This is a genomic window from Bradyrhizobium canariense (assembly GCF_019402665.1).
GTDB lineage: Bacteria > Pseudomonadota > Alphaproteobacteria > Rhizobiales > Xanthobacteraceae > Bradyrhizobium > Bradyrhizobium canariense.
On record NZ_VSST01000084.1, the window covers coordinates 79,074 to 98,495 of the forward strand.

Consider the following 19,422-nt stretch of genomic DNA (forward strand, 5'->3'; position numbering starts at 1 on the left):
AGGTGCTAAGAGGCGGCGGATATTCCCGTGGCGCGCCAAAGCGCCGTTCCCAAGAGGCTTCCCCGATCATGGCAAAAATCAAGGTGTCCAACCCCGTCGTCGAACTCGATGGCGACGAGATGACCCGGATCATCTGGCAGTACATCAAGGACAAGCTGATTAACCCATTCCTGGATGTCGAGCTGCTCTATTTCGACCTGGGGATGGAGTACCGTGACGAGACCAACGATCAGGTGACGATCGACGCCGCCGAGGCCATCAAGAAGGTCGGCGTCGGCGTCAAGTGCGCCACGATCACCCCGGACGAGGCCCGGGTGAAGGAATTCAACCTCAAGCAGATGTGGAAGTCGCCGAACGGCACCATCCGAAACATCCTCGGCGGCTGCATCTTCCGCGAGCCGATCATCTGCAAGAACGTGCCGCGCCTCGTTCCGGGCTGGAGCAAGCCGATCATCATCGGTCGCCACGCCTATGGCGACCAGTACCGCGCCACTGACATCAAGTTCCCGGGCAAGGGCACGCTGTCGATGAAGTTCGTCGGCGAGGACGGCACCGTGATCGAGCGGGAAGTGTTCAAGGCGCCCAGCGCCGGCGTCGCCATGCAGATGTATAATCTCGACGATTCCATCATCGACTTCGCCCGCGCCTCGCTCAATTACGGCCTGCTGCGCAACTACCCGGTCTATCTCTCGACCAAGAACACCATCCTCAAGGTCTATGACGGCCGCTTCAAGGACATCTTCCAGGACATCTACGACCGCGAGTTCAAGAAGGAATTCGAGGCCAAGGGCCTGACCTACGAGCACCGCCTGATCGACGACATGGTGGCCTCGGCGCTGAAATGGTCCGGCGGCTATGTCTGGGCCTGCAAGAACTACGACGGCGACGTGCAGTCCGACACGGTGGCACAGGGCTACGGCTCGCTCGGCCTGATGACCTCGGTCCTCCTCACCCCCGACGGCAAGACGGTGGAAGCCGAGGCCGCCCACGGCACGGTGACCCGCCACTACCGCGAGCACCAGAAGGGCAAGGAGACCTCGACCAACTCGATCGCGTCGATCTTCGCCTGGACCCGCGGCCTGTCGCACCGCGCCAAGCTCGACAACAATGCCGAGCTCGCCAAGTTCGCCAACACCCTGGAGAAGGTCTGCGTCGACACCGTCGAGGAAGGCTACATGACCAAGGACCTCGCGCTCCTGGTCGGCGCCGACCAGCGCTGGCTCTCGACCACCGGCTTCCTCGACAAGGTCGCCGAGAACCTCGGGAAGGCGCTGGCGGCTTAAGCCGACCGCAATTTCGCCGGACTGGGCCGGACATCATCACGGGCCGCGCCGCAAGCGCGGCCCGTTCTCTTTGGGACCTTTCGCGGAGATGCGACGATGTCGATTAAGCTTGCCGTCCCCTGCCTGTTGCTGCTCGCTGGACCGGCTGTGGCCGCCGACCCGCTCCCCGACGCCATCGCCGCGCCCGGCGAGAGCATCGTGCTCAGTGTCCACGCCGAGGGCGCGCAGGTCTATGAGTGCAAGGCCGGCACCGACGGCAAGCTCGCTTGGGCCTTCCGCGAGCCGATCGCGACGCTGCTCGTCGAGGGCAAGACCATCGGCCGGCACTATGCCGGGCCGAACTGGGAGCATGCCGACGGCAGCGCCGTGGTGGGCAAGATGACCGGCAGACTGGCGATCGGCAACGCGTCGGGCAAGACCACGGACATCCCGTGGCTCAAATTGGAGGTGACCGCCCACCGCGGCAGCGGCGTCCTCACGCCGGTTACGACGGTTCAGCGCATCAACACCCATGGCGGCTGGTTAGACGACGGCCCTTGCGAAATCGCCGGCAACTTTCAAAGTGTGCCCTACTCGGCCGACTACGTGTTCCTGAAGAAGGGCTGAGCCCTCAGCGGTCGGTGCCTTCGCGCTCCGCCTGCGCCAGCTCCGCCACGGCAAGGTCGCCGCTGCCCTCCAGCCGCGCCTTCGCCGTCTTGTGGACGTGCGCGGCGAGCGTCGGCATGCGTTCGATCAGGGCGTGAAAATCCTGGGCATCGAGCACCAGCAGCCGGGTCTTGCGCGTCGCCGTCACCGTGCCGCTGCGTTTTGTCTTATGCAGCAGCGCGATCTCGCCGAAGAAGGTGCCATCCGCGAGCCGCACCTGCTGGTTCGGCAGCGCGATCTCGACCTCGCCGGCGGTGATGAAGTACATCGACGAAGCCGCATCGCCCCGCCGCACCAATATCTCGCCCTGCTCGATGGTGCGCGCCCGCAGCAGCCGCATGATGTCGGCGATCTCGGATGCGCTGAGATGCGAGAACAGCGGCACCCGCGCCAGCATGCCCCAGGTGACCACGAAGTCGCGCCGTTTCACCTCTTCCGCAAAGGCCGTCGAGATTATCGCGACCGGCAGCGCGATCATGGCAAAGCCGCTGATGATGGTAAAGACGGAGATGAACTTTCCGAGCGCCGTCACCGGCACGACGTCGCCATAGCCGACGGTGCCGAGCGTCACGATCGCCCACCACATCGCCTGCGGAATGGTGCCGAGCTTGTCGGGCTGCACGTCGCGCTCGATGGCGTAGAGCAGCGAGGCAAACGTCAGAACCGCGCCGATCAGGATGACGATGCAGCCGATCAGCGCCCGCCGCTCGGCGTGCACGGCCGCGAGCAGCGAACGCATCGCCGGCGAGTACCGCACCAGCTTGAAGAACGGCAGCACGCCGAGGGCTGCCAGCGTCGCATGCCGGCCCGTAGCGAGCACGACCGCAGCCGGCAGGAACGCGAGCAGATCGATGATGCCGAGTGCGGAGAACACATAGCCGAGCCGGTCGGACAGCGCGGACGCCGTGCGCTGGGTATGGCCCGCCACCGTCCACAGCCGCGCGGCATATTCCAGCGCGAATACGATCACGGAGAGGATGGAGATGCCCGCGAATAGCGCGCCGAACTGCGCATCCAGCTCCGGCACCGAGGCAAGGATCATCGCAGCGACGTCCAGCACGATGACGCCGATGACCAGCTGGATGAAGCGCGACCCGACCGAGTAGGCCAGCGGATCGTGCTCCAGCAATTCGTAGAGGCGATCCCTCAGATTGGGATCAGTTGAGCCACGCCCTCGCGGAACGGGGCGCACCTGGCTACGCGCCGGCCGATTTTTGTTCAGTCATGGCTTTTTCGATCGCCGTGAGCGCCGCGGCCGCATTCGCGCCATCGGGGCCGCCGGCCTGGGCCATGTCGGGCCGGCCGCCGCCGCCCTTGCCGCCGAGCGCTTCGGAGGCGACCTTCACCAGATTGACCGCATTGAAGCGCGAGGTGAGATCCGCGGTGACGCCGACCACGACGCCGGCCTTGCCGTCCTCGGTCACGCCGACGATGGCGACGACGCCGGAGCCGATCTGCTTCTTGCCGTCGTCGGCAAGGCTCTTGAGATCCTTCATCTCGATGCCCTCGACCGCGCGCGCCATCAGCTTGACGTCGCCGACCTCGCGCACGCCGGAGGCCGCGCCGTTGCTCGCAGCCGCACCGCCGCCCATCGCGAGTTTCTTGCGGGCGTCGGAGAGTTCGCGCTCGAGCTTCTTGCGCTCCTCCATCAGGGCACTGATGCGCGCCGGGACGTCGTCGATCGAGGTGCGCAGTTCGTTGGCCGCCGTCTTCGCCAGCGCCATGGTCTCGTTGGCGTGCTTGCGCGCGTAGTTGCCGGTCAGCGCCTCGATGCGGCGCACGCCGGAGGCAACCGCGCTCTCGCCGGTCAGCGTGATCAGGCCGATATCGCCGGTGCGCCTGACATGCGTGCCGCCGCAGAGTTCGACCGACCAGCCGAGCGCGTTGGCGCCGCGCTCGCGCGCGGTCCGGCCCATCGAGACGACGCGAACCTCGTCGCCATATTTCTCGCCGAACAGCGCGCGTGCGCCGGCCTCGCGGGCCTCGTCCACGCCCATGACGCGGGTCGAGACCTCGTCATTCTCCAGCACCACGTCGTTGGCGATATCCTCGACGCGCGCGAGCTCTTCCGCCGTGATCGGCTTCGGATGCACGAAGTCGAAACGCAGCCGATCCGGCGCGACCATCGAGCCGCGCTGGGCGATGTGGTCACCGAGCACCTGGCGCAGCGCCTCGTGGATGAGATGCGTGGCCGAGTGATGCGCGCGGATCGAAAAGCGCCTGCCGTGATCCACTTCGAGCTGCAGCGCGGTGCCGAGCTTGAGCTCGCCGCTCTCGACCGTGCCGACGTGAACGAAGAAATCGCCGAGCTTCTTCTGCGTATCGGTGACGCGGAATTTGATGCCGCCCTCGCCCGTCAATACGCCGGTGTCGCCGACCTGGCCGCCCGACTCCGCGTAGAACGGCGTCTGGTTCAGCACGATCGCGCCGGTGTCGCCGGCCTTGAGACTCGTGGCTTCCCTGCCGTCCTTGACCAGCGCGGTCACCACGCCTTCGGCGCTCTCGGTCTCGTAACCCAGGAATTCGGTTGCCCCCAGCTTTTCACGCAGCGGGAACCAGATCGCCTCGGAAGCCGCTTCGCCAGACCCCTTCCAGGATTCGCGCGCCTTGGCCTTCTGACGCTCCATCGCATCGGTGAAGGAAGCCTGGTCGACGCTGATGCCGCGCGACTTCAGCGCGTCCTGCGTCAAATCGAGCGGGAAGCCGTAGGTGTCGTACAGTGTGAAGGCGACGTCGCCGTCGAACATGTCGCCCTTCTTTAAGGACGCGCTCTTCTCGTCGAGAATGGCGAGGCCGCGCGTCAGCGTCTTGCGGAAGCGGGTCTCTTCCAGCCGCAGCGTTTCCTCGATCAAATTTTCCGCGCGCATCAGATCGGGATAGGCCTGGCCCATCTCGCGCACCAGCGCCCAGACCAGGCGATGCATCAGCGGTTCTTGCGCACCGAGCAGCTGCGCATGGCGCATCGCGCGGCGCATGATCCGGCGCAGCACATAGCCGCGGCCCTCGTTCGAGGGCAGCACGCCGTCGGCGACCAGGAAGGCCGACGAACGCAGATGGTCGGCGATGACGCGGAACGAGGCCACGGTCTTCTCGTCCGGTCCGCTTCCGAGAGCCGACGCGGTCGCGTCGATCAAATGACGGAACAGGTCGGTCTCGAACACGCTGTCGACGCCCTGCATGATGCAGGCCATGCGCTCCAGCCCCATGCCGGTGTCGATCGAGGGACGCGGCAGCGGCACGCGCTCCTCCTTCGTCACCTGCTCGTACTGCATGAAGACGAGATTCCAGAATTCGAGGAAGCGATCGCCGTCCTCCTCCGGGGAGCCCGGAGGCCCGCCCCAGATGTGCTCGCCGCGATCGATGAAGATCTCCGAGCACGGCCCGCACGGCCCGGTGTCGCCCATTGCCCAGAAATTGTCGGAGGTCGGGATGCGGATGATGCGATCGTCGGAGAAGCCTGCGATCTTCTTCCACAGTCCGGCCGCCTCGTCGTCGGTGTGGTAGACCGTGACGAGCAGCTTGTCCTTCTTGAGCCCGAATTCCTTCGTGATGAGCGTCCAGGCCAGCTCGATCGCGCGCTCCTTGAAATAGTCGCCGAAGGAGAAGTTGCCGAGCATCTCGAAGAAGGTGAGATGGCGCGCGGTGTAGCCGACATTGTCGAGGTCGTTGTGCTTGCCGCCAGCGCGGACGCATTTCTGCGAGGTGGTGGCGCGCTGATAGGGCCGCTTCTCGACGCCGGTGAAGACGTTCTTGAACTGCACCATGCCGGCATTGGTGAACATCAAGGTCGGATCGTTGCGCGGCACCAATGGCGAGGACGACACGATCTCGTGGCCGTTCTCGGCAAAGAAGTTCAGAAAGGTCGACCTGATCTCGTTGACGCCGCTCATGTTCATCCAATCGGGTGTGCTTGCACCCGCCTTCCAGCCATCCAAACCGCGAGTTTGGGCTGATATCTGCGGGTCAAAGCGCTTTTAGACAAGGCCAGCTTCGCTGTCCAGAAACTGTGCAGACAGATCAAGGCGTTGCCGCACTCGCGTAATCCGTTGGAAAGCCGTCGATGCCGCGTTGACAGGCTTGGCCGGCCTGTGGTCTTTACCCATCTGTATCGTACGGCCACGTCGGGAGAGACCGGCACTGGTGCCGGCGCCGAAGGAGCAACCGCCCCGGAAACTCTCAGGCAAACGGACCGCGTGGCTTTGACAGCATCTGGAAAGAGGCGCCGACCGGCTTAACCCGGATGGCGTCCGCCGACGGGATAATACTCTCAGGCACAGCGACAGATGGGGCTTCGACTGGTGTCCACGGGAAATCGTTCCCGGGGAACCGCCGAGGGCCCCCCGATGCTTGCGCGTGACGACAAAGACTCCCTGAAACGCACACCCCTTTACGACCTGCATGTCTCGCTCGGCGGCAAGATGGTGCCGTTCGCGGGCTATGACATGCCGGTGCAATATCCGGCCGGAGTCCTGAAGGAGCACCTTCATACCCGCAACGCAGCCGGCCTGTTCGACGTCTCTCACATGGGCCAGATCGCACTCAGGCCGAGATCGGGCAAGGTCGAGGACGCCGCCCGCGCGCTGGAACGGCTGGTGCCGCAGGATATTCTGGCGATCGCGCCTGGCCGGCAGCGCTACGCCCAGTTCACCAATGCCGAGGGCGGGATTCTGGACGATCTGATGGTCGCCAATTTCGGCGATCACCTCTTCCTGGTCGTCAACGCCGCCTGCAAGGCCGAGGACGAGGCGCATCTGCGCGCGAATCTGTCCGACGCCTGCGTCATCGATTCGCTTGCCGACCGCGCGCTGATCGCGCTGCAAGGGCCGAAGGCGGAATCCGCGCTGGCGAAATTATGTGCAGAGGCGCCCGCCATGAAGTTCATGGATTCGGGCCCGCACAAGGTCGCCGGCCTCGACTGCTTCGTCTCGCGCTCCGGCTATACCGGCGAGGACGGATTCGAGATTTCGGTTCCTGCCGGCGGCGCCGAGCGGCTCGCCAGGGCCCTGCTGGACAATCCGGACGTCATGCCGATCGGGCTCGGCGCCCGTGACAGCCTGCGGCTCGAAGGCGGGCTTTGTCTTTACGGCCACGACATCGATACCGCGACCACGCCGGTCGAGGCCGCACTGGAATGGTCGGTGCAGAAGAGTCGCCGCACCGGCGGCGCGCGTGCCGGCGGCTTCCCCGGCGCGGAAAAGATTCTCGCTCATTTCGATCACGGCGCATCCCGCCGCCGTGTCGGCCTGCGCACCGAGGGCCGCGCGCCGGTGCGCGAGGGCGCGCTGCTGTTTGCGGACGCAACCTCCAGCGAGCCGATCGGAAAGGTCACCTCGGGCGGCTTCGGCCCGAGCCTGAATGCGCCGGTCGCGATGGGCTATGTGCCCACGAGCCTGAGCGCGCTCGACACAAAACTCTTCGCCGAGGTGCGCGGCCAACGCCTGGCCGTGCAAATCGCCGCCATGCCCTTCGTGAAAAACACCTACAAACGCTGAGGACTGAGAAAATGACCACGACGCTGTACACCACCGACCACGAATGGCTCGCGATCGACGGCGATGTCGCCACCGTCGGCATCACCGACTACGCGCAATCGCAGCTCGGCGACGTCGTGTTCATCGAATTGCCCAAGCTCGGCCGCACGCTGAAGAAGGCCGAACCCGCCGCCGTCGTGGAGTCCGTCAAGGCCGCATCGGACGTCTACGCGCCTGTTAGCGGTGAGGTGCTCGAGACCAACCCCGAGCTCGCGAGCGAGCCGGCGCTGGTAAACTCGGACGCGCAGGGCAAGGCGTGGTTCTTCAAGATCAAGATGGCCGACAAGAGCGAGCTCGGCGGTCTGATGGACGAAGCGGCGTACAAGGCCCACACGGCGTGAGATGATGCGAACTCTGACCTCATATTCGGTGTCATCGTCCGCGAAGGCGGACGATCCAGTACGCCGCGGCCCATCGGCCCTAGCCGAAGCGGCTGCGTTTACTGGATGCCCCGCCCCCGTGCGCAAGTGCGCACTAGGCGGGGCATGACGGCGACAAGAACATCTGAAGCGAGGACCCATGATGACCGCACACCGCAAATCCAACGGCGACACCAGCAGCTTCGTTCGCCGCCACATCGGCCCCTCCACGCGCGACGTCACCGCGATGCTCGAGGCCGTCGGCGCGAACAGCGTCGATGCGCTGATGGCGCAGACGCTTCCCGCTTCGATCCGGCAGGCCGCCCCACTCGATCTCGGCAAGCCCTTGAGCGAGACCGAAGCGATCGCGCATATGGCCGAGCTCGCCGCCCAGAACCAGGTCTTCACCTCGCTGATCGGCCAAGGCTATTCCGGCACGATCTTGCCTGCGCTGATCCAGCGCAACATTCTGGAGAACCCGGCCTGGTACACGGCGTACACGCCCTACCAGCCCGAGATCAGCCAGGGCCGGCTGGAGGCGCTGCTCAACTTCCAGACCATGATCTGCGATCTCACCGGGCTCGACGTCGCCAACGCCTCGCTGCTCGACGAGGCGACCGCGGCCGCGGAAGCGATGGCGCTCGCGGAGCGGCACTCAAAAGTTGAAGCAAAAGCCTTCTTCGTCGACAAGGACGTGCATCCGCAGACGCTCGCCGTGATGCGCACCCGCGCGGAGCCGCTCGGCTGGACCCTGATCGTCGGCGATCCCCTCACCCATCTCGACAAATCAGACGTGCTCGGCGCGCTGCTGCAATATCCGGGCAGTTCGGGCGCTGTGCGCGACCTCAGGCCCGCGATCGCCAGCCTGAAGGCCAAGGGCGCGCTTGCGATCATCGCTGCCGATCTGCTGGCGCTGACACTGCTCGCCTCGCCCGGCGAGCTCGGCGCCGACATCGCTATCGGCTCGGCGCAACGTTTTGGCGTGCCGATGGGGTATGGCGGGCCGCACGCGGCCTATATGGCGGTGCGCGATGCGCTGAAGCGTTCGCTGCCCGGCCGCATCGTCGGCCTCTCCGTGGACTCGCGCGGGATGCCTGCCTATCGCCTCGCACTGCAGACCCGCGAGCAGCACATCCGGCGCGAGAAGGCGACCTCCAACATCTGCACCGCGCAAGTGCTGCTCGCCGTAATCGCCTCGATGTATGCGGTCTATCACGGCCCCGAAGGCTTGACCCAGATCGCACGCAATGTGCATCGCCGCACGGCGGTGCTCGCCGCGGGCCTGCGCAAGCTCGGCTTTGCGCTGCAGTCCGACAGCTTCTTCGACACGCTCAGCGTGGTTACAGGCGCGAAGCGTGCCGAGATCGTCGCGCGAGCGGCCGCCGAGAAGATTAATCTCGGCGTTGGCGACGACAGCTTGCGGATCGCGCTCGACGAGACCACGACGCCCGCGACGGTGGAAGCGGTCTGGCGCGCCTTCGGTGGCCAGCTTGCCTATGCCGAGATCGACGCGACCACGCGTGAGGCGCTGCCGGAGGCGCTCAAGCGCGCGACCTCCTTCCTCACCCACCCCGTCTTCCATGCGCATCGCTCGGAGACCGAGATGCTGCGCTATATGCGCAAGCTCAGCGATCGCGACCTCGCGCTCGATCGCGCGATGATCCCGCTCGGCTCGTGCACCATGAAGCTGAACGCGACCACCGAGATGATGCCGCTGACCTGGCCCGAGTTCGGCTCGTTGCATCCCTTCGCCCCGCGCGAGCAGGCCAAGGGCTACCACGCGCTGTTCGCGCGCCTGGAGAAGTGGCTGTGCGACATCACCGGCTATGACGCGATCTCGCTGCAGCCGAATTCCGGTGCGCAAGGAGAATATGCCGGGCTTTTGGCCATCCGCGGCTATCACGCGGCGCGTGGCGAGACCCACCGCAAGATCTGCCTGATCCCCTCCTCCGCCCACGGCACCAACCCGGCTTCGGCCGCGATGGTCGGCATGGACGTGGTGGTGGTCGCCTGCGAGAAGAACGGCGACGTCGACGTCAACGATCTCCGCGCCAAGGCCGAGAAGCATTCGAACGACCTCGCCGCCGTCATGATCACCTATCCCTCGACGCATGGCGTGTTCGAGGAGCACATCCGCGAGATCTGCGACATCGTGCATGGCCATGGCGGGCAGGTTTATCTCGACGGCGCCAACCTCAACGCGCAGGTCGGCCTGAGCAGGCCCGGCGATTACGGCGCCGATGTCAGCCATCTCAACCTGCACAAGACCTTCTGCATCCCGCATGGCGGCGGCGGCCCGGGCATGGGCCCGATCGGCGTCAAGGCGCACCTTAAGCCGTTCCTGCCGGGTCATCCCGCGACGGATGGGAATGCGCCGGTCGGCCCAGTCTCGGCAGCGCCGTTCGGCTCAGCCTCGATCCTGACCATCTCCTACATCTACATCCTGATGATGGGCGGCGAAGGCCTCAAGCGCGCCACCGACATCGCGATCCTCAACGCCAACTACGTGGCTGCGCGGCTCGATGCGCACTTCCCGGTGCTCTACAAGAACGAGAAAGGCCGCGTCGCGCATGAGTGCATCGTCGATCCCCGCGCGCTCAAGACGACCTCAGGCGTCACCGTCGACGACATCGCAAAGCGCCTGATCGACTACGGCTTCCACGCGCCGACCATGAGCTTCCCGGTGCCGGGCACGCTGATGATCGAGCCGACCGAATCGGAATCCAAGGCGGAGCTCGATCGCTTCTGCGATGCCATGATCGCGATCCGCAAGGAAATCGCCGAGGTCGAAGCCGGCCGCTTCAAGATCGAGGCCTCGCCGCTCCGTCACGCCCCGCACACCGTGCACGATATCGCTGACGACGATTGGAAGCGCGCCTACACCCGCGCCGAGGGCTGCTTCCCCGCGGGCACCTCGCGCACGGACAAATATTGGTCTCCGGTCGGGCGCGTCGACAACGTCTATGGCGACCGCAATCTGGTGTGCTCCTGCCCGCCGGTGAGCGATTACGCGGAAGCGGCGGAGTGACGATCGTAGGTGGGTTAGCGCAGCGTAACCCACCACTTCAGCTTCAACGCAAACGACCAGTGGTTGATTGCGCCTACGGGTTCTAACCGTCGGGCCAACGCATGAGGCTTCCCGCTCGGGCCACAAGGCTCTCGCAATGAGTGCTCGCAACCGTGAGCGCCCAGGCCTGGGATCTATCGATCTGGTCCTGGAGATCAGCGAGCGCCTGCGCCTGCCAGTGAGCTCTTTCGCGTCCGAGGGACAAGGATTCGGTCTCCGATGCAATTCCGACGAAAGGGGAGATATCGGGATCGTCTTCAAGGCGGGCCTTGAAGCTATGCCCTACAATTGCCCTGGCACCTTCCAACGGAGAGACGCTTCCGGAAAGTATGCCTTTCGCCGTCTCAATAACGATCTGGCGAGCAGCAATGACCTCGGATTGATTCCAACTCACGGCGATCCCGGCCTCACCAACTGATCCGGGTATCTCGTGTATCACAAAACGGAAACAGGCGCCGAAGACGTCGGCAACTCAACGTCCTCAGCGCCCGCTCCTCGCGAAAAACTCTACTGTTGAAGCTTACTCGTCCCCCGGCTCCTCGCCGTCGGCGTCACGCTCGGGGCTGCCGGCGAGGATCTGCTCGGCGATCAGGCCGGAGTTCTGGCGGATCGAGGTCTCGATCTTGGCGGTGATGTCGGGGTTGGCCTTCAGGAACGCTTTCGAATTCTCGCGGCCCTGGCCAAGACGCTGGCTGTCATAGGAGAACCAGGCGCCGGATTTCTCGACGATGCCGGCCTTGACGCCGAGATCGAGGATCTCGCCCATCTTGGAGACGCCCTCGCCGTACATGATGTCGAACTCGACCTGCTTGAAGGGCGGCGCCAGCTTGTTCTTGACGACCTTGACGCGCGTGGTGTTGCCGACCACTTCGTCGCGCTCCTTGATCGCGCCGATGCGGCGGATATCGAGGCGGACGGAGGCATAGAATTTCAGCGCGTTGCCGCCGGTGGTGGTCTCCGGCGAGCCGTACATCACACCGATCTTCATGCGGATCTGGTTGATGAAGATCACCATGGTGTTGGACTTGTTGATGGACGCCGTCAGCTTACGCAGCGCCTGGCTCATCAGACGCGCCTGCAGACCCGGCAGCGCATCGCCCATTTCGCCCTCGAGCTCGGCCTTCGGCACCAGGGCCGCGACCGAATCGATCACCAGCACGTCGACCGCGCCGGAGCGCACCAGCGTGTCGCAGATTTCCAGCGCCTGCTCGCCGGTGTCCGGCTGGGAAATCAGGAGTTCGTCGATATTGACGCCCAGCTTGCGCGCATAGACCGGGTCGAGCGCGTGTTCGGCGTCGATGAAGGCGCAGATGCCGCCCTTCTTCTGCCCTTCCGCCACCGTGTGCAGCGCCAGCGTGGTCTTGCCCGAGGATTCCGGCCCGTAGATCTCCACGACGCGCCCCTTCGGCAGGCCGCCGATCCCGAGCGCGATGTCGAGCCCGAGCGAGCCCGAGGAGACCGCCTCGACGTCCATCGAGCGGTCGTTCTTGCCGAGCTTCATCACCGAGCCCTTGCCGAACTGCCGCTCGATCTGGGAGAGCGCGGCGGCCAGAGCTTTACTCTTGTCCATGGAAGATCCTTCGACGATACGCAGGGCAGTGGTGGACATTGGGTCGTGCTCCTTATGGCGAGGATTCGCTAGAGGGACAAACGGCTGGCGAGGCGGCGCGGCGATAAAATCAATGTACCCCATTTGTTCTAGGTTCGCAATATGTTCTTTTGCGGATTTGCGCGTTAAATGACGCGCATCAAAGACGGATGAGCTGCGCGCCGTCAGAATTCCGTAATCCTGCGGCACCGAACCTTTTCGCGGTCTGCGGCCTTTTCTGGGATGGGACTCTTGCATGGGAGTCTTGCATCGGACTCTTGGACGGGACCGCAACTCTGGGGACCTCAGTCATGACGAACAACACGCATCACGATACGACCCGGCGCAATCCGCTGCTGGAGGCGGCGCGGGAGGAGATGATCAAGTTCGAGCGCAAGGAAAACGAGTTCCGCAAGAAGGATCGCGAAGAGCGTGCCGCCGAGCTGCATTTGCCGCTGGACGCGATCAAGGTTCATTAGGCCGCGAGGACGAGCGCTTAGGAGCTGACCGAGGCCCGCTTGCCGACTCGGCAGGCGGCGGTGTTTGCCAGCGGCAACGCGCTGGCGACGATCCCGGAGCAGCGCCCTTTGATCTCAGGGAATCGGCACGGGAATCGGGATTCGGACGGCCATGGAGGCGAGTCCGTGCCCATATGGTATCTAAATACTACCAGTAAGCCATTGATGGCACGACGGAATTTGTGGGCGGGCTACTGTGCATGGGGTTGTTTTCGCGTTTTTGAAAGGCGCGCACGGCCCTTTCGGCCCCCGGAAGCCGTCTCCGGCACCCAACACCGCCTACAGCAGAACCAGCAACCCGATGCCGATCACCAGCACGACGAAGCCAGCCGCCGTCGCGGCGGCGAATGACCGCTCTACGTTGTCCATGATGCCACCCCGTTGCCGGCACGCCACGTTTCCCCCATGGCAGCACCGTCGCTGCGAAATCTCGCCTGCGGTTGTGTCCTGAGTTGTGCGAACGGATGTCGAAATTGGGACCGGTGCAGGGCCAGTGTGCGGCCCCCGAGCTCCGCCGGCTTTCGCTGCCACCGTCGGGCCTTGTCAGGCTGTCGTAAGCTGAGCCGGCTAGGGTCGCCTGGCTATGGTGTTGCAGCCCAGCACCTCAGCCTCCAATAACCTTCTCCCCGCTTGGTTCTCCCAAGCGGGGTTTTTTCATGCTGATTTTCATTCGGATTTTCTTGCCGATTTCATGCCGGCCGGCCGGTTTGCGAACCGCCCTCCTCCTGCGTCAGGCGCAGCGAGAAGGCGCGGATCACCGGCGCCGCGAGCAGCACGATCGGCAGCATCGCCGCCCATGCGATCAGCCACGACACGAGCCAGTGCGCGAGGAAGTCCAGCGCGTTCGCTACGGGAAAGCTGGCGATGCCCGCGGCGATCAGCGAGGTCAGTCCGGACTGGATGATTCCAAACACGAAATGAGAATAGCGGCGGGGAATGCCCAGCATGACGCGCCCATGTTGCTGACCGTCATCGGACCAAGCAAGGCACATGCCGCCGCATTCCGGAAGGCGCCCTTACCCATCCCAGGAACTCTGTTCTTGGCCGGAGAACCACGGAGAGGCCTCGCGCCGTCGCTGGGCGGCAGCGCGTGCGTTTGCGGGATAGCCGTGCGCTATCCGGGGCTTACCGACAGATTTAGCCTTTCCTGGAATATTATGCCGCCCAGCATGTTCTCAGGGATGGAAGTGAATCGTGGGAGATGGCCATGAATCACAGGGGCATCGAGTTCACCGTCGCCAAGACGGCACTTCCCGGCATCTGGCAGTGGCAGTTCCGGATCGGCGAGCAGATCAAGACCGGCAGGACCGAGACCAAGATCGATCTGTTGGCGATCCGGCGGGTGCAGCTGCGCATCGATCGGGAGCTGAAGGCGATCGGGCGCAACGCGACCTGAGCGGCCGGACCGAGATCGTCGTAGCATGGCTGGCAGGGGCGCAGCCGCGTCCATGGGCTATTCCGTAGCCGCCCGGAATTGATCTGCCGATGGTTTAGGATTGGACTGCCCGCGAATTTGGCCGTGGGGACGGAGCCATCAGGCGCGATCGGTACGAACCATGCCGCTCTACTTCTTTCGCATCCGGAACGGCCGCTATTCCGGCTGCGCCGACCAGGCGTCGGAATTTGCCGATCGCGATTTGGCCTGGAAGGAGATGACCAGCGTCTGCGCCGACATGGCCGCCGGCATCGCCCGCAAGCTCCAGGAAAATTCCGAATGGAACATGGAGCTGCTGGACGAGGCCAAGGAGCCCGTGTTCCGGATCCGCATCACATCCGAGACCTTCGAATAGGGCCAGGCCTAATCCGCGCTGGGCAGCCGTCGCATGGTGAATTCGATGTCGCCGCCGGGCAGCTCGCGCCAAGTCTCGACCGCGCTCATGTAGCCGGCCTTGGGGTAGCGGGCGAAGAAAGCCTGCGCCCTTTCCCGCGCCGCCGCGCGCGGCAGCGTGAAGGTCTCGCGCAGATAGCCGTCGCCGGCCGTCGCGCCGGGCTTGCCGCCCATCGTGCGCCGGCGCGCCATCCGCTCGGCGAGATCCCGCGGACGATCGGCCATGTCCCGCCTCCTTTACGCAATACGCTCTCGCGCAATGTAGGAAGCAGGCCGACCGAAGAGGAGTCCCGGCCGGAGGCATCAACCGCCTCCGATCGGGCAGATGGTCAATTGGCAGACGTGCCGGACTTCTTCTTCGGCGCACCGGTCGCGGCCGAGGCCTTTGGCGCCGCCGCCTGCTTCGGCGGGTCGGAGCGCATGCCGCCCCAGGGATCGTTGGAGGCCTTGGAATCCGGTATCTTCTTCAGCGTTTCCTTGTAGGCCTTGTCACGCTCGGCTTCCGCGGCCTTCTCCTCGGGGGTCTTGCCAGGCCCCTCCTGCAGCAAATTGAGATTGGGCATTTGCGCATAGACCGGTCCCGCCAGCACGGTCGGTCCCGCCAGAACAGCCAGCACCGCGGCCATAGGGAAAAGCTTCATCATTGGCTCCTTGATCATCCATGGCGGCACGGGTCGCCCGCGCCTTGTCGCCCCGGCCACAACCGCAAGGGCCGCTCGGCCCGCTAGAGCCGGTCCGATTTGCACGATTTCGGCGCGTGGAGCCAGTCGTCCCAGATCGGGCCGCACTTGGTGCACCCGTTCAGCAACAGGCCGAGCCCGGCCAGACAAAACACGAGGACATACCGACGCAACATCACCCACCCATACCCACTCCGTGGCATCATACCGGGCGAAGTCGGGCATTTTCAAGCCGACCGGGACCCGCGGCAGGCCGGGTGACTTTGCCGCGCCGGTCTGCTCGGATTGCCGAACATCCGACAATACGGAGGGAACGACAGCAATGCCATCGCAGCCAGAAGCCGAGTTCGGCATCACTGAGGCCCGACGCATCCTCGGCGAGGTCTTTGCGCCCTGGGTCCAGGATCTCAACCTGTCGGTCGAGCGCATCGAGCACCTGCCGCCGCCGGACGTGCCGGACTGGCAGCCGGCAGCGCTCCTGCGCATGCCGTTCTCGGAGCGCCTGTGCCGCAACGGCGGCGTGGTCTGCGGCCAAGCGCTGATGGCGCTCGCCGACACCGCGATGGTGATCGCGAACCTCGCCGCCAACCGCGGCTATCGACCGATGACGACGGTCGACCAGACCACGCATTTCATGCGCGCGGTCTCCTCGTCGGACGTGCTGGCCGACGCCCGCGTGGTGCGGCTCGGACGCAGCATGAGCTTTGGCCGGGTCACGCTGCTCTCGGCCACCGACAACAAGCCGGTGGCGATGGTGTCGAGCGCGTTCGCGATGCTGCCGGGTTGAGTATCAGCCGAAAAGAGGAAAGCCGCGTGAGCGCAAAGCGCACCGCGGCTCTCGATGGCGTCATGTCGAGACAGGAAGCGCGATCGCGCTTCGCGCCGTCACGCGGGAGACGTTACTTGCCGAGCACTTCGTCAGCCGCCGTGACGATGCTGACGTTCGGATTTTTTCCGCAATAGCTGCCGAACTGCTTGGCGTTCTCGACGAACACGTCGGTGTCGATGATCGCGTTCTCTTCGTCGCCCTTGTACCAGCCGTCCATCCAGGTCAGCACCATCTTGATGGTGTCGTCGCCGCTCTCCAAGAACTGCTTGCAGCTCATGGTCGCGAGATCGAGCTTGGTGGCGTGGGCGGGCATGGACGACAGCGAGAGCGCTGCGGCGAACAGAAGCGAAAACGTGGTCTTCATCAATATCTCCATCGGCGCGTAGCGCCACAAAGGAACGGCTTGGGGGAAAATCGGCGGAGTGACTTCCGGTTCGACGTCGTAAACGAAATCTGAAGCGCTGTGCAAGTAGCGCCAGTATTGAATTTAGTTCAACGTAATTGGCGCAGCGAGAGGCGCATCGGCCTCGCTTTCGTACAGTAGTGCATATGATGTGAATGATGGTTCGCATCGCGCGCGATGCTGCGTCATGTTCGCGCGATACGACCTCGGCGCCGCCAGCGCAGTCCTGCAACCACGAGCGCGATAATCGCGAGCGCGATCGCCGATGATGCCGCAAAAAATCGCCCACCGGGACGATCGATGGTACGCGACCATAACGACGGCCCCTCGCCGGGCCGTGCCAGGCGAAACGCAACGACGCTGTCGCCGATCGAGGTGCCTGCCTCGGAGTGGCCGCCGGCGCCGATCGCGACATACTGCTCGCCCTTCCAGAAATAGGTCATCGGATTGGCGACGCCGGGCACGGGCAGCCGACCCTGCCACAGCTCACTGCCGCTGCGCGCGTCGAAGGCGCGCAAATAGGCGTCCATCGCTCCGGTGAAGACGAGCCCGCCTGCCGTGACAGCGAGCCCGTTGACGAGCGGCGCACCCCACGGCAGCGGCACGCCGAGCGGGGCCAGATCCTCGGTGGTGCCGACCGTCGAACGCCAGAGGATCTTGCCCGCCTTCAGATCGACCGCGACCATCTCGCCCCAGGGCGGCTTGTTGCAAAGAAACCCGAGCGGCGACATTGCCACCGCACGCGACATCGCAAACGGCGCACCATTCTGCTGGCCGAAATCATGACCGGGCGGAGGATCGAATCCGGCCGCCTCCGCCCGCGGAATCAGCTTGATGAGATGAACGGCCCGGCTGGTGTTGGCATAGAGGACCTGGTTGACGGGATCGAAGGCTGCGCTGCCCCAGTTGACGCCGCCGCCGGTGAAGGGAAACTCCAGCGTGCCTTGCGTTGAGGGTGGCGTGTACAGGCCCTCGTTGCGTGCCTCCGCAAACTGCGTCTCGCAAGCTGAGCGGCGCAGGCCAGGAACGAGCGAGAGCGCATCCTCAGTCGAGATTTTTTGCGACATCAGCGGTGGCACATGCGTCGGGAATGGCTGCGTGGGCGACAGCCGTTCACCTTCCGCGGCCCCCTGCGGAACGCTGCGCTCCTCGACCGGCCACACCGGCTTGCCGGTATCGCGATCGAGCACAAAGACAAAGCCCTGCTTGGTCGGCTGGATCACGACATCGCGCTGACCTTCGCCGGTGTCGATGCGCGTGAGCGTCGGTTGCGCCGGAAGATCGTAATCCCAGACGTCGTGATGCACGGTCTGGAATGCCCATACGAGTTCGCCGGTCTCAATGCGCAGCGCGACCACCGAATTGGCATGCTCGTTGTTGCCCGGCCGCTTGCCGCCCCAAAAATCCGGCGACGGCGAGGACGTCGGCAGGAATACCAGTCCGCGCGCCGCGTCGACCGACATCGGCGCCCAGACATTGGCGTGACCGGCTTCGATGCCGTCGCGCTTGAGCGGCTCGAACGTCCAGCGCGGCTGACCGCTACGCGCATCGAACGCGCGCACCACACCGCTCGGCGCGTCGACGCGGCGGTTGTCGCCGATCGCGGAGCCGACCACGACGACGCCGCGGCCGACCGCCGGCGGCGAGGTGATCTGGAATTCGCCGGGCCATTCCAGCTTCATGCCGATATCGGGCCTGACCTCACCGCCCTCCCCGAATCCGCCACAGGGGATACCCGTCTTCGCATCGAGCGCGATCAGGCGAACATCGTTCGTGCCCATGAAGATACGCGATCGACATGCGGCATCCGCAGGCGCCTCATCGTCGATCCAGTAGGTGACGCCGCGGCAGACGTAGCGGTTGGCGGGACGCTGGTTGATTGCGATCTTCGGATCGTAGCGCCATTTCTGCGCACCCGTGCCGGGATCGAGCGCAATCACCTCGTTGAAAGGCGAGCAGAAGACCAGGCTGTCCTCGACGAACAGCGGCGTCGCCTGGAATTTGGTTCGCCGCATCACTCCGGGCGGCCGCGCCGCGAGATCGCCCGTCTGGAATTCGAAGGCCCGAACCAGGTTGCCGACATTGTCGGGCGTGATCTCTCGCAATGGCGAGAAGCGCGAGCCACCGGGATCGCCACCCCAGCTCTCCCAGGCGAGGCCTGGCCGCGCCGAAAACAAGAGGAGCGTGATGAGAGCTGCCAAATACCGGGGGCGGGTCGCCAGCGCCCGCCTCACCTATTTCGGCTTCTTGGCGGGTTCAGGCGGACGCGCCCCGCTCCAAGGGTCGTACTTCTCCTTGGATTCGGGAATGCGCTCGAGCGCGGCCTTGTAGGCCTTCTCGTCGACCTTGGGCTTGTTGTCCGCCTTCTGGCCGCCCTCGTTAGGCTGACGCCTGCCGCCGCCCATCTGCGCCTGCGCGGAGGCAACCGCCAGCGCCAGCACGGCGGCCGCTATGACCAAAATCCTCATGGGCGCAATCCCCCTCGTCTGGGGTACAAACTAGCCGGCAATTATGGAATAGCCAATGCCGCGGGGTCCAGGGCTTCAGGAAATTCTGGCTCCAGGAAATCTTGCTCCAGGAATCTTGCTCCAGGAAATCTTGGCTTCAAGAAATCCTGGCTTCAGCAAATCTTGGTTGGCCGGGTCTTCGTCGGATCGCATTCGTGCCTATATTTTGGCCCGCAGGGGACCT

At 64.8% G+C, this 19,422-nt stretch carries 19 protein-coding genes and 1 riboswitch; of the genes, 10 read left to right on the plus strand and 9 right to left on the minus strand.

The annotated features are described in order from the left end of the window. Positions 1-68 precede the first annotated feature (68 nt). Positions 69-1,283: an NADP-dependent isocitrate dehydrogenase gene (locus FXB41_RS35345; protein WP_219685006.1), complete on the plus strand. Its 1,215-nt coding sequence runs from the start codon at positions 69-71 to the stop codon at positions 1,281-1,283. Between the two features lie 96 nt (positions 1,284-1,379). Then, a complete protein-coding gene (locus tag FXB41_RS35350; protein WP_219685007.1) occupies positions 1,380-1,889 on the plus strand; it encodes a DUF3455 domain-containing protein in 510 nt (169 codons plus the stop codon). 4 nt (positions 1,890-1,893) lie between these two features. Here the strand turns inward: FXB41_RS35350 and FXB41_RS35355 are convergent, their stop codons facing one another. Both FXB41_RS35355 and alaS read right to left on the minus strand, forming a co-directional pair. After that, complete coding sequence (locus tag FXB41_RS35355; RefSeq protein ID WP_219685008.1) at positions 1,894-3,120, minus strand: cyclic nucleotide-gated ion channel; 1,227 nt, start codon at positions 3,118-3,120, stop codon at positions 1,894-1,896. 4 nt (positions 3,121-3,124) lie between these two features. Beyond that, the gene (gene alaS, locus FXB41_RS35360) at positions 3,125-5,818 is read right to left on the minus strand and encodes an alanine--tRNA ligase (RefSeq protein WP_219685009.1); all 2,694 of its coding nucleotides are present in this window, start codon (positions 5,816-5,818) and stop codon (positions 3,125-3,127) included. A 222-nt stretch (positions 5,819-6,040) separates the two neighbouring features. Then, positions 6,041-6,129: riboswitch (glycine riboswitch) on the plus strand. A 142-nt stretch (positions 6,130-6,271) separates the two neighbouring features. Here alaS and gcvT point away from each other — a divergent pair. The 4 genes from gcvT to FXB41_RS35380 all read left to right on the plus strand — a co-directional run bounded on the left by gcvT (position 6,272) and on the right by FXB41_RS35380 (position 11,303). Next, the gene (gene gcvT / locus FXB41_RS35365) at positions 6,272-7,420 is read left to right on the plus strand and encodes a glycine cleavage system aminomethyltransferase GcvT (RefSeq protein ID WP_219685010.1); all 1,149 of its coding nucleotides are present in this window, start codon (positions 6,272-6,274) and stop codon (positions 7,418-7,420) included. 11 nt (positions 7,421-7,431) lie between these two features. Further along, a complete protein-coding gene (gene gcvH, locus FXB41_RS35370; protein ID WP_007602218.1) occupies positions 7,432-7,800 on the plus strand; it encodes a glycine cleavage system protein GcvH in 369 nt (122 codons plus the stop codon). Positions 7,801-7,981: 181 nt separating this feature from the next. After that, on the plus strand, positions 7,982-10,846 hold the full coding sequence (gene gcvP / locus FXB41_RS35375; RefSeq protein WP_219685073.1) for an aminomethyl-transferring glycine dehydrogenase: 2,865 nt from the start codon (positions 7,982-7,984) through the stop codon (positions 10,844-10,846). Between the two features lie 136 nt (positions 10,847-10,982). Then, on the plus strand, positions 10,983-11,303 hold the full coding sequence (locus tag FXB41_RS35380) for a hypothetical protein (RefSeq protein WP_219685011.1): 321 nt from the start codon (positions 10,983-10,985) through the stop codon (positions 11,301-11,303). A 102-nt stretch (positions 11,304-11,405) separates the two neighbouring features. Here FXB41_RS35380 and recA read toward each other — a convergent pair whose 3' ends face one another. After that, positions 11,406-12,494: a recombinase RecA gene (recA, locus tag FXB41_RS35385; protein WP_007602214.1), complete on the minus strand. Its 1,089-nt coding sequence runs from the start codon at positions 12,492-12,494 to the stop codon at positions 11,406-11,408. 290 nt (positions 12,495-12,784) lie between these two features. On the opposite strand from recA, the gene FXB41_RS35390 reads away from it, so the two are divergent. Continuing rightward, complete coding sequence (locus FXB41_RS35390) at positions 12,785-12,952, plus strand: hypothetical protein (RefSeq protein WP_219685012.1); 168 nt, start codon at positions 12,785-12,787, stop codon at positions 12,950-12,952. A 728-nt stretch (positions 12,953-13,680) separates the two neighbouring features. Here FXB41_RS35390 and FXB41_RS35395 read toward each other — a convergent pair. After that, positions 13,681-13,938 (minus strand): DUF2798 domain-containing protein, encoded by a 258-nt coding sequence (locus tag FXB41_RS35395; RefSeq protein ID WP_219685013.1) that lies wholly within the window; start codon positions 13,936-13,938, stop codon positions 13,681-13,683. Between the two features lie 260 nt (positions 13,939-14,198). On the opposite strand from FXB41_RS35395, the gene FXB41_RS35400 reads away from it, so the two are divergent. Further along, the gene (locus FXB41_RS35400) at positions 14,199-14,387 is read left to right on the plus strand and encodes a hypothetical protein (RefSeq protein WP_007602208.1); all 189 of its coding nucleotides are present in this window, start codon (positions 14,199-14,201) and stop codon (positions 14,385-14,387) included. A 160-nt stretch (positions 14,388-14,547) separates the two neighbouring features. After that, positions 14,548-14,781: a DUF6894 family protein gene (locus FXB41_RS35405; RefSeq protein ID WP_018456379.1), complete on the plus strand. Its 234-nt coding sequence runs from the start codon at positions 14,548-14,550 to the stop codon at positions 14,779-14,781. Between the two features lie 8 nt (positions 14,782-14,789). Here FXB41_RS35405 and FXB41_RS35410 read toward each other — a convergent pair whose 3' ends face one another. Then, entirely contained in the window at positions 14,790-15,044 is a 255-nt protein-coding gene (locus FXB41_RS35410) for a hypothetical protein (RefSeq protein ID WP_219685014.1), read from the minus strand. Between the two features lie 104 nt (positions 15,045-15,148). Next, positions 15,149-15,460: a hypothetical protein gene (locus tag FXB41_RS35415; protein WP_219685015.1), complete on the minus strand. Its 312-nt coding sequence runs from the start codon at positions 15,458-15,460 to the stop codon at positions 15,149-15,151. A 361-nt stretch (positions 15,461-15,821) separates the two neighbouring features. Here FXB41_RS35415 and FXB41_RS35420 point away from each other — a divergent pair, with 361 nt between their 5' ends. Further along, positions 15,822-16,286 carry a PaaI family thioesterase gene (locus FXB41_RS35420; protein ID WP_007602203.1) on the plus strand — a complete coding sequence of 155 codons (465 nt, stop codon included), beginning with the start codon at positions 15,822-15,824 and terminating at the stop codon, positions 16,284-16,286. Between the two features lie 112 nt (positions 16,287-16,398). Here the strand turns inward: FXB41_RS35420 and FXB41_RS35425 are convergent, their stop codons facing one another. The 3 genes from FXB41_RS35425 to FXB41_RS35435 all read right to left on the minus strand — a co-directional run bounded on the left by FXB41_RS35425 (position 16,399) and on the right by FXB41_RS35435 (position 19,199). Beyond that, positions 16,399-16,692 (minus strand): HdeA/HdeB family chaperone, encoded by a 294-nt coding sequence (locus tag FXB41_RS35425; protein ID WP_007602202.1) that lies wholly within the window; start codon positions 16,690-16,692, stop codon positions 16,399-16,401. A 224-nt stretch (positions 16,693-16,916) separates the two neighbouring features. Then, positions 16,917-18,932, minus strand: a complete 2,016-nt coding sequence (locus tag FXB41_RS35430; RefSeq protein ID WP_219685016.1) for a pyrroloquinoline quinone-dependent dehydrogenase — start codon at positions 18,930-18,932, stop codon at positions 16,917-16,919. A 33-nt stretch (positions 18,933-18,965) separates the two neighbouring features. After that, a complete protein-coding gene (locus tag FXB41_RS35435) occupies positions 18,966-19,199 on the minus strand; it encodes a hypothetical protein (RefSeq protein WP_007602200.1) in 234 nt (77 codons plus the stop codon). Between the last annotated feature and the right edge of the window lie 223 nt (positions 19,200-19,422).

What these genes read in the sequence shown, in the direction of transcription:
- FXB41_RS35435 (WP_007602200.1), bottom strand. Translation starts at nt 19,199, where the DNA reads ATGAGGATTTTGGTCATAGCGGCCGCCGTGCTGGCGCTGGCGGTTGCC.
- FXB41_RS35410 (WP_219685014.1), bottom strand. Translation starts at nt 15,044, where the DNA reads ATGGCCGATCGTCCGCGGGATCTCGCCGAGCGGATGGCGCGCCGGCGC.
- alaS (WP_219685009.1), bottom strand. Translation starts at nt 5,818, where the DNA reads ATGAGCGGCGTCAACGAGATCAGGTCGACCTTTCTGAACTTCTTTGCC.
- FXB41_RS35390 (WP_219685012.1), top strand. Translation starts at nt 12,785, where the DNA reads ATGACGAACAACACGCATCACGATACGACCCGGCGCAATCCGCTGCTG.
- FXB41_RS35395 (WP_219685013.1), bottom strand. Translation starts at nt 13,938, where the DNA reads ATGCTGGGCATTCCCCGCCGCTATTCTCATTTCGTGTTTGGAATCATC.
- FXB41_RS35345 (WP_219685006.1), top strand. Translation starts at nt 69, where the DNA reads ATGGCAAAAATCAAGGTGTCCAACCCCGTCGTCGAACTCGATGGCGAC.
- FXB41_RS35415 (WP_219685015.1), bottom strand. Translation starts at nt 15,460, where the DNA reads ATGAAGCTTTTCCCTATGGCCGCGGTGCTGGCTGTTCTGGCGGGACCG.
- FXB41_RS35405 (WP_018456379.1), top strand. Translation starts at nt 14,548, where the DNA reads ATGCCGCTCTACTTCTTTCGCATCCGGAACGGCCGCTATTCCGGCTGC.
- FXB41_RS35425 (WP_007602202.1), bottom strand. Translation starts at nt 16,692, where the DNA reads ATGAAGACCACGTTTTCGCTTCTGTTCGCCGCAGCGCTCTCGCTGTCG.
- FXB41_RS35400 (WP_007602208.1), top strand. Translation starts at nt 14,199, where the DNA reads ATGAATCACAGGGGCATCGAGTTCACCGTCGCCAAGACGGCACTTCCC.
- FXB41_RS35350 (WP_219685007.1), top strand. Translation starts at nt 1,380, where the DNA reads ATGTCGATTAAGCTTGCCGTCCCCTGCCTGTTGCTGCTCGCTGGACCG.
- FXB41_RS35380 (WP_219685011.1), top strand. Translation starts at nt 10,983, where the DNA reads ATGAGTGCTCGCAACCGTGAGCGCCCAGGCCTGGGATCTATCGATCTG.
- gcvH (WP_007602218.1), top strand. Translation starts at nt 7,432, where the DNA reads ATGACCACGACGCTGTACACCACCGACCACGAATGGCTCGCGATCGAC.
- gcvT (WP_219685010.1), top strand. Translation starts at nt 6,272, where the DNA reads ATGCTTGCGCGTGACGACAAAGACTCCCTGAAACGCACACCCCTTTAC.
- recA (WP_007602214.1), bottom strand. Translation starts at nt 12,494, where the DNA reads ATGTCCACCACTGCCCTGCGTATCGTCGAAGGATCTTCCATGGACAAG.
- FXB41_RS35420 (WP_007602203.1), top strand. Translation starts at nt 15,822, where the DNA reads ATGCCATCGCAGCCAGAAGCCGAGTTCGGCATCACTGAGGCCCGACGC.
- gcvP (WP_219685073.1), top strand. Translation starts at nt 7,982, where the DNA reads ATGACCGCACACCGCAAATCCAACGGCGACACCAGCAGCTTCGTTCGC.